The 13,156-nt window shown below is 42.7% G+C and carries 14 protein-coding genes; 4 read left to right on the top strand and 10 right to left on the bottom strand.

Going from position 1 to position 13,156, the window contains the following annotated elements:
• The first annotated feature begins 1 nt into the window (after position 1).
• Positions 2–1,177, top strand: a complete 1,176-nt coding sequence (locus P2W76_RS02450; protein ID WP_276345892.1) for an Sb-PDE family phosphodiesterase — start codon at positions 2–4, stop codon at positions 1,175–1,177.
• 109 nt (positions 1,178–1,286) lie between these two features.
• Here P2W76_RS02450 and P2W76_RS02445 read toward each other — a convergent pair whose 3' ends face one another.
• Positions 1,287–1,811: a redoxin domain-containing protein gene (locus P2W76_RS02445; RefSeq protein ID WP_276345891.1), complete on the bottom strand. Its 525-nt coding sequence runs from the start codon at positions 1,809–1,811 to the stop codon at positions 1,287–1,289.
• A gap of 454 nt (positions 1,812–2,265) precedes the next feature.
• Between P2W76_RS02445 and P2W76_RS02440 the strand changes: the two genes are divergently transcribed.
• The gene (locus tag P2W76_RS02440; RefSeq protein ID WP_276345890.1) at positions 2,266–2,736 is read left to right on the top strand and encodes a hypothetical protein; all 471 of its coding nucleotides are present in this window, start codon (positions 2,266–2,268) and stop codon (positions 2,734–2,736) included.
• A 427-nt stretch (positions 2,737–3,163) separates the two neighbouring features.
• Here the strand turns inward: P2W76_RS02440 and P2W76_RS02435 are convergent, their stop codons facing one another.
• From P2W76_RS02435 to P2W76_RS02400, 8 genes are all read right to left on the bottom strand, one after another.
• The gene (locus P2W76_RS02435; protein ID WP_276345889.1) at positions 3,164–4,129 is read right to left on the bottom strand and encodes an SRPBCC domain-containing protein; all 966 of its coding nucleotides are present in this window, start codon (positions 4,127–4,129) and stop codon (positions 3,164–3,166) included.
• Positions 4,126–4,452 carry a metalloregulator ArsR/SmtB family transcription factor gene (locus P2W76_RS02430; protein ID WP_276345888.1) on the bottom strand — a complete coding sequence of 109 codons (327 nt, stop codon included), beginning with the start codon at positions 4,450–4,452 and terminating at the stop codon, positions 4,126–4,128. The genes P2W76_RS02435 and P2W76_RS02430 overlap by 4 nt, the downstream gene beginning before the upstream one ends.
• Positions 4,453–4,576: 124 nt before the next feature.
• On the bottom strand, positions 4,577–4,795 hold the full coding sequence (locus tag P2W76_RS02425) for a hypothetical protein (protein ID WP_276345887.1): 219 nt from the start codon (positions 4,793–4,795) through the stop codon (positions 4,577–4,579).
• A 163-nt stretch (positions 4,796–4,958) separates the two neighbouring features.
• Positions 4,959–5,456, bottom strand: a complete 498-nt coding sequence (locus P2W76_RS02420) for a DinB family protein (RefSeq protein WP_276345886.1) — start codon at positions 5,454–5,456, stop codon at positions 4,959–4,961.
• A 186-nt stretch (positions 5,457–5,642) separates the two neighbouring features.
• Positions 5,643–5,945 (bottom strand): helix-turn-helix transcriptional regulator, encoded by a 303-nt coding sequence (locus P2W76_RS02415; RefSeq protein ID WP_276345885.1) that lies wholly within the window; start codon positions 5,943–5,945, stop codon positions 5,643–5,645.
• On the bottom strand, positions 5,929–6,171 hold the full coding sequence (locus P2W76_RS02410) for a type II toxin-antitoxin system RelE/ParE family toxin (protein ID WP_276345884.1): 243 nt from the start codon (positions 6,169–6,171) through the stop codon (positions 5,929–5,931). Before P2W76_RS02410 ends, P2W76_RS02415 begins: the two co-directional genes overlap by 17 nt.
• Before the next feature lie 770 nt (positions 6,172–6,941).
• Positions 6,942–7,478, bottom strand: coding sequence for an ORF6N domain-containing protein (locus tag P2W76_RS02405; protein ID WP_276345883.1), 537 nt, complete (start codon positions 7,476–7,478; stop codon positions 6,942–6,944).
• 413 nt (positions 7,479–7,891) lie between these two features.
• Positions 7,892–8,845 carry a hypothetical protein gene (locus tag P2W76_RS02400; RefSeq protein ID WP_276345882.1) on the bottom strand — a complete coding sequence of 318 codons (954 nt, stop codon included), beginning with the start codon at positions 8,843–8,845 and terminating at the stop codon, positions 7,892–7,894.
• 137 nt (positions 8,846–8,982) lie between these two features.
• Here P2W76_RS02400 and P2W76_RS02395 point away from each other — a divergent pair, with 137 nt between their 5' ends.
• Entirely contained in the window at positions 8,983–11,532 is a 2,550-nt protein-coding gene (locus tag P2W76_RS02395; RefSeq protein WP_276345880.1) for a phosphoenolpyruvate carboxylase, read from the top strand.
• A gap of 11 nt (positions 11,533–11,543) precedes the next feature.
• Here the strand turns inward: P2W76_RS02395 and P2W76_RS02390 are convergent, their stop codons facing one another.
• Complete coding sequence (locus tag P2W76_RS02390) at positions 11,544–12,002, bottom strand: DUF1801 domain-containing protein (RefSeq protein WP_276345879.1); 459 nt, start codon at positions 12,000–12,002, stop codon at positions 11,544–11,546.
• A gap of 38 nt (positions 12,003–12,040) precedes the next feature.
• Between P2W76_RS02390 and P2W76_RS02385 the strand changes: the two genes are divergently transcribed.
• Positions 12,041–12,847, top strand: coding sequence for a DUF4369 domain-containing protein (locus P2W76_RS02385; RefSeq protein WP_276345878.1), 807 nt, complete (start codon positions 12,041–12,043; stop codon positions 12,845–12,847).
• The last annotated feature ends 309 nt before the right edge of the window (positions 12,848–13,156 follow it).

The raw sequence follows: 13,156 nt of genomic DNA, 5'->3' as shown, positions 1-13,156 counted from the left end.
GATGAGATTAAAATTAGTTTTAAACTTAGCGCTGCTGTTTGCAGCGTTAAGTTCTTATGGCTCAGGACTGGCAGACAGTGTCAGGCAAAACTACCCTGTGCTTGTAAATATTCCCGGATTTATAACCCTGAAGTGTGATTTCCACCTGCATACTGTCTTTTCTGACGGGCATGTCTGGCCGAGCTTCCGGGTACGTGAAGCCGAACGGGATGGTCTCGACGCCATATCGTTAACGGAGCACTTCGATTATGAAGGATATCCTGAAGATCTGAAACGTGATGGTAACCGTTCGTATGAGATTGCTACCGAGTCTGCAAAAAAAACCAACGTGCTGATCGTGAAAGGGCTGGAGATCTCTCCGCGTGTCTCTCCTTATCACCACAACGCCCTTTTTGTGAAAGACCCGAACAAACTGAAATATGACTACATGAAAACCATTCATAAGCAGTTTGTGATGAAAGATTCTATTAAACGGGCCGAATTAATGTCGCCGTTTCTGGAAGTAAAAGATCAGGGCGCTTTTGTGTTTTACAATCATCCGGGATACTCGTGGTGGGACAAAAAGGACCGGAATATTTTTACTGATTTTCACCAGGAGCTGCTTGACAAAAAGATCCTTGGTGGAGTTGAGGTCGTAAATTCAGGTAAATATAATGTGATTGGGCATGATATGGCAATAAAGCACAACCTCACCATGATTGCCAATTCGGATGAGCACTACGATATCAGCAACAGCTATAAGAATACTCATCGTCCAATGACCCTGGTGCTTGCACGTGAGAAAAGCGTGGAAAGTATACAGGAGGCTATGATTGCACGCCGGACGATTGTGTATTATGATGACATCCTGATCGGAAGAAAGACAGAATTGGAACCGTTCTTCAGATCAGCGGTAACCGTTAGCAGCGAATACAAAAAGAGAAATGAGGAAAATATCCTGGTCATTACCTTTCAGAATAATACCGATATCCCTTTCAAGCTAAAGTTATCTTCAAAATATATGATCGAAGGTTTTCCGATGGGAAGAGTAACAGTGAATGCGAAGGAAAAAGTGAATGTTATTTTGAAAGCTGTATGGGATTCGCCCTCAGCAACAGATCTTCAATGCCGTGTTGAGAATTTATTTACAGGCGTCAATGAAGATTTAAGTACTGTAATAACGCTTAAACCTTTATAAATAGAAAGATCCCGTCTGCCTATAGTTAGGGAGCGGGATTTTATATTTAGTGTTCGTCATTCTTCGTGCTCAGTCTCGCAACAGTAAGCCAGATGAGACGCCATATATACTACCGGTTAAACTCCTTCACTTTCTCAGCAAGGGCCTCGAAGCTCAACCTGTCCGTATTACTCTTCCCTACATACCTATAAACCTCTTTCCCTTTCGGATCGATCAGAATAGTAGCTGGGTAGTGAACCACCTGGCCGTGAAAACGATAGCCATTGGGGATCTTGAACAGGTCAGCCAATTTTGCATCCGGGTCCCGATAGATCGGGAATTGGGCTTGCTCGCCCGGGGATAATTTCTTTGCCCAGGCCTGGATCTCCAATTCAGAATCCGGTTTAATAAAAACCTGCCTGACGTTCGGAAGGGTTTTCGCCTTTGAGAAGTAGTCCCGGGTATGCTTTATACAGAAAGGGCATTCGGTTTTTAGAAGGAAGTGGAGAGCAACGAACTTGCCCCTTTCTTTTTTTAGTTCGAAAGTGCTGTTATCTGTAGCAGATCTGAGTTTAACAGGAGGCACCTGAGCGTTCAGGCCCAGCAAAATGGTGAAAGAAAATAGCAATACTGCAGAGATCAATTTGAGCGTCATGATGCCGGTGTCTTTTATTTATGGTTAATCTACTAAACGTTTTCCAAATAGCCATTCTGCGAGACAAAAACTTGCAAAAGAGATTTAATTAACTCCGCCGTCTGCACGGCTAAAAGTTTCATCTTTACCCGTGGCGGGGTGACTTAGGAAATGCCAGCAGAGCATCCAATATAAGCAGGAAAATGAAGTGGTTTTTATGAAAAAATCCGTGTATAAAGCGGCCATTTCAGTGGCGATTTTTAGACCAAAAATAGCCTCAAAAAATAGTTTTAAAGTACTGATAATCAATCAAATAATTATCGTTTTATTCTTGCTTTTCTCATGACTTTTTATTACATTTAGTAAGCAAATCCAGCCAGGCAGACGGAACCTGCGTGCAGGTATGGAACAGCTCTGAAAATACTATTTTGATTAACGTTCTGAACTATTTTATGAACTTAAAAAAATTAAACTTATGAGCACAAACAGAGTGTCTGCGATATTAAACGATGCAGACAAAACAACAGTATTAGAATCATTATCGCAGGTGAAAGACAAAATGCCTTTTCTTATTAATTTATCGGTACAGGAAAGGCGAAGAAGCCGGAAAATGGGTGCAAAAAGCGTAGAATATGTGAACCTGAGTTTGCAGGGTTCTCAAACATTCGGGTCGCTTATACCGGCGAGTGTTGACGTTACGGAATTTTCGAAGGATGTCACCCTGGTTAATCAGTTAATGGCTATCCGTATAGAGGTAGAAGCCCTTCTGGAAGGGATAAATGATACCATGCTGGCGGCCGGATCAGACGCTATGCAGTTTGCTGACCTGGTATATGCCTATCTGAAACGAGGATCTAAAAGTAATGTTGGTGTAAAAAGCATTACAGCCGATATTGCAAAGCGGTTTGTAAGGCGTAGCAGGCCCATAGAGGCTCTTAAGGTCTAGGATCCGGACTCCCACATCACAATATTGCGGATCATAGCCCCACCGGTGCAGCTGCCTGCTGCGCCGGTGGGGCTTTTTATGTATTGCAAAGTCCGGATTCCCAGCATTACAGTAATTGACTGCAACGTTGCACCAATTTGTTTCATCACTGTAGTAACTTGCTACAACGTTGCACCTTTTTGCACCGTCATTGTAGTAATTTACTGCATCGTTACACCTTTTTGCTGCATCAAAGTAGTAAGTTACTACAACGTTGCAGTAATTTGCTCCGTCACTGTAGTAATTTACTACAACGTTGCACCTTTTTGCTGCATTACTGTAGTAAATTGCAATAACCGGTACAATAATTTTCTATGACAGAATCCAATCCGAACATTGGGATTAAACAGTCCTGTGAATACCCAATAAAATATGTTTGTCCTTTTCATTACTTATTTTGAAAATTTATCATCCAATTAATGCCGTATTTGTCGGAAAACTCACCAAAGTAAGCGCCGAAAAACATATCTGCCATAGGCATAGTGATATTGCCTCCGGCTGAGAGTTCGTTAAACAGGCGGTCGGCCTCCTCTCTTGTTTCCGGCTCAATACACATGTGCATATTGTTCCCCCGTGTTAAGGTAAAACCCATTTCCTTTGGTGCGTCTGTTCCCATTAAAATATGGTTTCCTGTTATCGGTAACTCAACGTGGAGCACCATTTTTTTAATTTCCTCAGCAACAGGCGGGTGCCCGGCATTCGCGGGTATATCACCAAAACGCTCAATGCCTTTGCCGATGAATTCTGTTTTGAAAACCGTCTTATAAAACAGGAATGCTTCTTCGGTTTTACCGTCAAAGTTCAGATAATTCGATACCCTTGCTCTGTTGCTGATTTTGTTTTGCTTCCGAAGCTTAAATTTTGCTTCAATGTATTGGTCAAGATTTTGCATAGCCATACCGAAGCCTTCCTTAAAGCCCATACCGATAACTTTTTCAAGCGCCTCTAAACTGTCATATTGAATAGTAATGTTTACAGTTGTGGTTTCTGCGTTTTCGATGAAAACATTTCTCCAAAATGAGTTCGGGAAGTTTTGACTCATATTCCCATTCTCGTCACAAAAATTATCTGTGTATGAAAAGCTTTTTTGATGGTCTATTTTTTTGTAGTCTGCCTTGCACCAATGGACCTCGTCTTTCGGACTGGTCATTGAATAAAGCCACATTCCGCCATCTTTAAAATCCATTGACTTTGTCCTGTTTTTATACGGCTTCGGTGCCCACCATTGGTCAAGAATTTCGGGATTTGTCCAGGCATCCCAAACCATTTCGAGGTCTGCGCTAAATTCGCGACTCACTTTTACCGCGCTGTTTGTTTTATCGACGGTAAAGTCAAATGTTAAATTACTGTTCATTGTTTCTTGGCTTTAATTTTTGATAGGACCTCGTCAAGTTGATTAAATCGTACTTCCCAGATCTTACGGAACTGCTCAAGCCATTTGTCGATTTCCTTCATTTTGTTTACTTCCAGTTGATAGTATATTTCTCTTCCTTGTTGTTGCGGCGTTATTAATTCGCATTCTGTCAGAATACGTAAATGTTTTGAAACGGACTGACGGGTTGCATCAAAATGCTCGGCAATGGCGTTTGGCGTCATTGCCTGTAACGCAATAAGTGTAATAATAGCCCGCCTTGTGGGGTCGGCTATAGCCTGAAAAATATCTCTTCTTGTCTCCATTGTGCAACTATATGGTTGCAAATATACATGCAACTATTTGGTTTCGCAAATTATCCTAAAAAAAAATTTTATGGCCTGGAAGAAAGACTAAACTTTAAATAATACGGGGGTTGCTAACAGACGTCTACTCCAATTCAGCACACATTACACCGGCACCTGCAAGTTTCTCAATAATAGAATCAGCTCCAACGGATTCGGCTTCTACCCGAAGCACTCTATCGCAATCCTCAAGGTCAAAAGTCCATCGGTCCGTTTCATTCAATAAATTATTCAGTAAAGGTCCCACCGCTACCACATCCTCAGAGCTGCCGACCGAAGTCTTAAATACCAGTACTTGTTTCATGGCAAGAAATATTATAGTACTATACGTTTAAATATAAGAAGGTGTTACACATGAACGAGAGCTGAAAGCTGAAAAGTGGAAAACTGAAGCGAGACCGCCTAAAACAGTTTCTTGAGGTACAGTTGCTCAACTTTCAGTTTTCAGTTTTCAACTTTCAGTTATTTTAATATCTGTCCCAGAATGCCGGTGGTTCAATTCCCAGAGACCTCAGGTAAACATACGCCTGAGCCCTGTGGTGGATCTCGTTATCAAGGAAATAGAAGATGTTTCCCCAGATGGTGCCTTCATATTGTCCGAACGATAATATCCTCTCATGAAATTTCTCAACCGGGATCTTGGCAAGGTTCTCAAAAAGCTCTGCAGTATCCTTATCCCAGTTGTCAAGCGCCTCGGCAATGGATGTTGCTTTTACCCCATGCCCGGCAATTTCGCCGGAATCGCCGCCAGCCATTTCACGGACACCGCCAGTGCTCACATCCATCATCTCCTGGATCAGTTGTGCCGCAGGCCTCATTCCTCCAATGGAATGCTCGAAAAACTCTTTCTCAGGGAAAACTTCGATCAGTCTGCGGGTCAGTCCGCGATGTCCTTCCCAATGTTTTAGGAGTTCTTCTGGTGTAATAACTACGTTGATTTTTTCTGATGTTTCTACGGTGTTCATACGTTTGATTTTTAGTTTATATATCAAAAGTACGGGGGGCTTGTGACAACAGTATGTCAGCAGAAATTTTGATGTGAAAATAATTTACCGGTAGCTTTCAAGCAAAGGTTCTTAAGAGTTGAAAGCGCACTAATTCCAGACAAAATTAAGGAGTTTCGTTTGCTATCGTCAAGCTGTGAGTGATGATTATAACTTTATAGATAATTCCAATTGCCCGCCTAAGCCTAACTCTACAATTTTTTTGAGAGTTGAGAGACGAACCTCTTTAATATCATTTTCGATTTTAGAAATGTAGCCTTTATTAGTACCACATTTTTCGGCAAGTTCTTCCTGAGTCATCCCCTTTTCAATACGGGCTTGCTGGAGCATTATACCTAGTTTGAAAGACTCAAAACCTTCTTCCAGAGTTTCACGCTTAGCTGTTCCTTTTTCGCCGTATTGTTCGTCAATAAACTGGTCGAGGGATTTTAAGTTATTTTTCGTCTTCATACTCTTTCTTAATTTTTAATGCGCTCTGGATTTCAGACATAGGTGTCTTTTGGCTTTTTTTCTGAAAGCCATTGACGAGGACTATTATCTTACCTTCATCGAAAAAGCAAAATATCCTGAAGACATCGCTTCCATGACTAACTCTGACCTCATAAAGCCCTGCGGTGCCTTCAATATGTTTTAGATAATCGCCCGGTACCTTGTGTACCGTTGCAATCAGTTTCAACGTCCAGTAGATTTTATCTTTTACCGTTGTTTATGAAAAAAATCAAAGAAGTAGTTCTTGTACAGAAAAACTGTTCTTATATGTTGTTGATTTTCCATTTCAAAGATAATTAAAGTTATCCGATAGTGCAACATTTAATACTATGCGTTACTTTAAATGATAACAGTTTGCAGATGTAAATTTGAAAAAAGGAATATCGTTAGCCGGAGTTACACGGGTATAAACGTTTATAATCCGGAATTGCGGAGAGTTGATTGGATTTTTGGACTATAGCAATTCGGCCCGAGAAGGGCTCACATATAGTGTTAAAAGCGTCGGAGAAGTGCCGATATCAATTATTTATAGAGATACACTCATTCCTTACGACCACACCTTTTTGCTGCAGCCTATCCATCAGTTCAAGCCAGTGCTTGTCATGCAGGGTACCGGCAGGGTAGCGCTTAGTTTTGAAATCCCTGGTAATCAATCAAAGTGAGTATGGCGCTTTAGGTTGAGTTTCATAAACGATCTCTCTGATGTCGCTAAGCCTATAAAAATGATGCTTCCAGAAAAAGTGATGGTTCTTGCTCCAGGAATGACTTTAACTCCCACCCATTTGAATACGGATCATCATAAACGAACTTCCTCGTGCCGTCTTTAAAATGAAGGGCTGTGCCTTCCACGGGAAAATCAAGTAAAGATCCCCCGGATCGTTTGACTGAGATATGAATTTCAAAAATCCCATGCCCGGTAAACAAGGTACATACTACGTCTTTGTAACGACGTAAGATCTATATTTCATCGGGCATATATCCGATTCTCTTTCTTGGCTCCGGATTTGCCTTAGCTTCTGTCAGCTCATCCAGGTAAGTAAAAACAAGCTCGATGCTTTTGTCGTGATTATTTAGTTTAATTTTTATTTCCGAAATATCTATCCGGAGCGAATGATGATCATTTATTAAATGCCGCAGCCTGGAAAATATGCGGACTAACTGAATGTTAACCTGGATAGCCTTCCCACTGTTTAGTACACTGGATAGCATTAACATTCCATATTCAGTAAAAGCGAAAGGACGATATTTTGAGTGTTTTCCACGTTTTAAGGTCGCAATTTGCGACCTTAAAACTGTCCATTCATCTTCGTTGATCCGAAACATGAAATCTGGCGGAAAACGTTCTCTATTTCTTCTTACCTGTTCATTCAAGCGTTTGGTTTCGATTGCATAGAGTTCAGCCAGATCACTATCCAGCATTACACGATAGCTGCGCAGTTCGTATATCTTGTTTATAACAATTTTTTCAGAGATCGGAGTTTCGCCCGCAGTCATATTCGAAAATAAGACTATAAATAATCTATAGAAATTCGGCTTATTAAACGGTAGAACAATGAAAGTTAATGGTTCTGAATCTCTATAGACGGTTGCACACTTTCAATCTGCCTGAGGCAGGCAAGTTCTCCAATCTCCACTGATTAGTATCTGTCCCGGAACGCCGGTGGCTCAATCCCTAAAGATCTCAGGTAAACATAAGCCTGGGCCCTGTGGTCGTTATCAAGGAAATAGAAGATGTTTCCCCAGATGGTGCCTGTATAAAATTTCCGGAAAGTCGATACTTATTGAAATTAGCTGTGGGTTGTATATAATTACGTATTCTTATTCCTTAGGAGAGTTCATAAGAACCGTGGCTGGCCTTAGCTGGTGAAGGTACTCAAGGCTTTTCCTGCAATATTCCAGGTTGTGCTTTAACCGTTTGGTTTTATACATTCATCCCTGACAACAATACCTTTATCCATGAGTTTATTCATCAGCGCAAGCCAATGTTTCTCTCTTAGGGTACTTGCACCGTATATTTTAGACCGAAAATCGTGGGTTATTATTCGGAGGCGGTTCGGTCCTCTGGGGGTAGTCTCAAAAATTATTTCCTTAATATTTTCAATACGAAAGGCATGTCTCATCCAAAGAAAATGGTGGTTCCTGACAATAAAATAGTTGTTAGAGAGCCCGAAATAATTCAAAGAAGAAGAGAGTGCCAGGAAAAGGAAAGCAGCAAGTCCAATAAAAATTACCCCCGGTTCCCCCCTTTGTATCATTATATACCCCAAATAGCTTGCACATGCAATTAAGGTCCAGGCCATTATCGGACTAAAGCTTAAAATAGGATTTCCTTTAAAGAACACGATGCTTTCAGGATCGTCATTGTTAGTTGCATCCTGTGGAACAATAGGTTCATAAATTTTCTTGTCAACTACTCTTTGCTTAAGAAAAGATTTTAACTCCCAGGTATTTGGATAGAAATCGTCATAAATGTATTTTTCCGTGCCGTTCTTTAAAAGTATGCGGGTGCCCTCAACCGGGAAACTCCAAAGAACATGGAGGGGAACCTTACCTGTGAACCGAATATCCAGGATATCTGCAAGTGCATAAACCTCACGCCCGCCGAAGCTTATCGAGGATTCGCCGGCTATTATTGAAGGCGCATTTTTAAAATATCGGAAGACCATGTAAACGGCGAGAAAGACAAACACTCCTCCAAGAGCTAGTCCCAGGTAATCACCCCGATTCAGTGAAGCTGCACTATTAATCTTAAGAACTGCCCGACTCGCAATGCCGCATCCGATCCCGGAAATAATAATAAAAACCAATAGCTGGAGGAAATAAAAGCTCCACGGACGCCGGACTACGATTATGGGCAGCATGTTTACTCTTTAGTGTAAAATGATACTGTAAGATAATATAATATTTCTTCTTATTCTTTGTTCTTCTGCTCCGTACCCATTCTTTCGCCAATTTTTCCCATTTTTACACATTCCTTTTTAATACTAGTTAAAAGATTATGAGTAGTGCCCTCGCGGAGTTTAAGAATCTGGTTGGAACCAAGTTTGAGATGTATAACAGTTTGTTTACTTCTTTACCGTTTCACCGGGTAGAAAAGACCGGAATTTTACTTTCATTATTTCTGCTGCATTGCGAAGAAGGATTCCGGAAAGAGCAAAGCCCTGCTGAGATCATCGAGTCATTTTTTCGCCAGTATACTACTTATGAAAATGAGAAGGACCAAATAGACCTGTTGTTCCGTTTTATCCAGTACTCTGAGCGGCAGGTGGTATTATTTGATGCGCTGGAGGATGCCGCATTCGGGGCAACTCATGATATGAATGGCTCAGGTACGTTAAAGCAGCTTCAGGCAGAGGTGATACAATCTAACGCACAGCAGGCGCTTGCCGAAAAGCTCAAGGACTTTTCGGTTCGGATGGTGCTTACCGCTCATCCTAATCAGTTTTATCCGAGCGAGGTGCTGGGGATCATACACGATCTTGGCAAGGCGCTTTTACGTGATGATACGGTGCTGGTGAATACCTACCTGCAGCAATTAGGGAAAACTCCTTTCTTTAAAAAGAAGAAGCCTACGCCTTATGATGAGGCGGTTAACCTGATCTGGTTCCTGGAGAACGTTTTCTATCATTCAGCAGGTAACATTTTATCATTCCTTACCAACGAGTTCCCTGGTGTTGTCACCGAGAAGAACCAGCTGATCAGAATGGGGTTTTGGCCGGGTGGCGACAGGGATGGTAATCCTTTCGTAAAAGCGGATACTACTCTTAAGGTTGCCGAAGCACTAAGGGGAAGCATCATTAAATGCTACTATCGTGATGTGCGGCTGCTGAAAGGCAGACTGACTTTCCAGGGCGTGGATACGCTGCTGGCCACTCTTGAAGATCGACTTTACAAGAACTTGTTTATCCCCGGTTATAAGGCTGATCTCTCCAAGGAGGAGATCACTGATACACTGAAGGAGATCAGAGATATCCTGATCGAAAAACATAACAGCCTGTTCCTGGCAAAAGTGAATAACCTGCTGACCAAAGTTAACTTATTCGGCTTGTTCTTTGCCTCGCTGGACGTACGGCAGGATAGCTCTGCCCACAAGGAGCTCATCGAACAGATTGCCGAGAAAACTTCCGTTCTTCCTGAAAATTATACATCCCTCAGCGACGAAGCAAAGATCAAAACCCTCCAGAGTGTTGACGCCCTGGTAGTTGATACCGATATTGATAAAGATGCTTTTGAAACGCTGCTCACAATTCAGACTGTCCAGAAATTTAATGGTTCGGAAGGCTGTCACCGCTACATTATCAGTCACACAACCAGTGCTGTAGACGTGATGGAGGTATATGCGTTGTTTGTAATGGCAGGTTGGAAGAAAGAGCATCTTACGGTTGATTTTGTTCCTCTGTTCGAAACCATCGGCGACCTTCAGAATGCGGCTAAGGCGATGACCCTGCTTTACCAGAATGAGGCCTACCAGAAACATCTGAAACGCAGGGACAGGGTTCAGACTATCATGCTTGGGTTTTCTGACGGAACTAAGGACGGAGGTTACCTGATGGCTAACTGGAGTATTTATAAAGCTAAAGAAGAGTTGACGCGTATTTCGCGGGAGTATGATGTGGAGGTGGTCTTCTTTGATGGCCGCGGCGGGCCCCCTGCACGCGGTGGCGGTAAAACCCACCAGTTTTATGCATCTATGGGCCAGAATATTGCCAACAAAGAGATTCAGCTCACAATACAGGGGCAGACGATCAGTTCAAATTTTGGAACGCGGGAGGCAGCCCGTTATAATATTGAGCAGCTAATGCACTCGGGGATAAGCAATGGCTTATTTTCTTCCCGGACGGCAACGATGAGCCAAAGTGAAGAACAGTTACTGCAGGAGTTATCTGATGAAAGCTACGACGCATTCCGGATATTGAAGGATGATCCGGATTTCCTGGAGTACCTGAACTTTGCAAGCCCGCTGCGTTATTATGCAGAAGCAAATATTGGCAGCCGGCCTTCGAAACGTAAAGCAGGAAAGCTTAACCTGAATGACCTTCGCGCAGTGCCTTACGTGGGGGCGTGGAGCCAGCTCAAGCAAAATATTCCCGGTTATTATGGAGTGGGTATAGCTTTCGAGAAGATGGAAAAAGAAGGTAAGTGGAACCAGGTTATGGAGCTTTACCAGAGTTCATTGTATTTCCGTACCCTTATTGGGAACTGCGAAATGGCGATGAGCAAGTGCTTCTTCCCTTTGACCGCATATTTATCCAAGCATCCTAAATACGGCGTTCTGTGGAATATGTTCCATGACGAGTTTATGCGCACTAAAAAATACACCTTAATGCTAACGGGTAAATCCGAGTTAATGTCAGAGCGCGAAACTGATCAGCTCTCCATACAAATGCGCCAGCGGATCGAGTTGCCGCTGATCACCATTCAGCAGTATGCATTAACCATGATACGCGAAAAGGGAAATAAAGTTGATTCCCCAGGGGTAGAAATATTCGAGAAGCTGGTGATGCGGTGTTCTTTTGGGATTATAAATGCGGAAAGGAATTCGGCTTAAGAAAGAGAGAGTCAGGAGCCTGTAGTCGACATAGAACGGCGGTAAGCGGTCCTAATAATGCTCTTCAAAACATCCAGATCAATATCTTCCAATTTGTTAATATAAAGGCAACCAACACCAGTCTTATGTTTGCCGAGCTTCTCGAGCGCGGCAGCATGCTCCTGGATATTAACACTCACATACAGAGACAAACTTGCTTTTCGCGGTGAGAATCCTATGAGTAACCAGTCGACTTCCCTTCCGGTGGCCGGGCTTTTATACCGCTTATTACCAAAACCGATGATCGAACTGCTCCATAGAACGGGCTCTTCGTCGCTTGCCTCTTTCATCATTTTGAGAAGCGTAAAGCTGTCTCGCCGTTTTTGCTCATCGGGAAGAGCATTGATAAAATCCTCCACGTTTGAAGCGGTGGGTTTTGTTTTTATTTCGACGTGTTTTGATTTCTTTTCTGCCATAGGATCGATAGTCATAGGCGACGTTAATTGGTATTAAAGATATTACTATATTTATGTATCCGAGAAGATATCCTATGAAATACAACTTTACTTTTACCATCCTTCTGCTAATTTGCTTTTCAGCAACCCTGTTGGCACAAGATAAGGACTATACGATTAGTGCGTCGGTGAAAAAACACCCTTCCAAGGGCATGGCCTATTTGCAGTATGAAGGCCTTAATGGAAAGATCGTAGATTCTGTTGCGATCGAGGGGGGCAGCTTCACCTTTAAGGGTAAAGTTGATGAACCCAGGCCGGCGAGCATCGTGATCAAAGAGCCAGGCGGAAAAGTTGCCGCGCAGCATATGATAAAATTCTATATCGAGCCGCTGGATATTGCTATAAACTCTAAGATGATGCTTTCTACGGCCGACATTATGGGCAGTCCTGCCAGTGCCGACAGAAAGAAAATGGATAAGTTACTGCTTGGAGATAATTTTGCACAGCCTGAGAAGGTTCAAGTAGTTCAAACAACTCAGATTGTGGCTGTCCCGGCCGGTTCTATGCCACCGCGGGCGATAAGTCAGTCCCGCGGAAGACCAATGCCATCGGGGCAGGTAATTAACAGGCGAGTAATCACCGATATTAACGAGTTACCTTATGAAATGCAGTCGGCCATCCGGGCCATGCGTGATGAGGCCAAGGGCAAGGTTTTGCAGTTTATTAAAGACCATCCCGATTCTTTTGTTAGCATGTATACCCTCAACTCCTTGTGGGAAGCAAAAAGGCTTACCTACGCGGAGTATATTCCACTGCTCAACGGACTCAGTGAAAACCTGGTGAGGAGCAACCAGGGGAAAGTGATGTTTGGGGTGAAGTGAGAAGGGAGATGCGGGAATACTCCGCGAACCGGTCGATATTTCTATTGATCGTCTGATTGAGTGTTTGGTTTCTGTGCCGTATAGATCTGCCAGATCACTATCCATCATTACTTTGTTTATGTGGTCTCGTTTCCCACTTAAATATTTCGTACAATGCCGTGTCAACATCGGAAACGTTTATTCCGCCGATTCTTCACCGTCATGGCACGACAGCCGCTTTCAACTCTCAACTTTCACCTTGCCAATCGCGAGCGCAGCGAAGCAATTGGCAAGGTTTCTGCTTAACTATCTCCAACAAGAAATAATCAA

Source organism: Daejeonella sp. JGW-45, from assembly GCF_029360805.1.
Taxonomy (GTDB): domain Bacteria; phylum Bacteroidota; class Bacteroidia; order Sphingobacteriales; family Sphingobacteriaceae; genus Daejeonella.
This window is presented reverse-complemented; position numbering and strand designations above follow the sequence as displayed.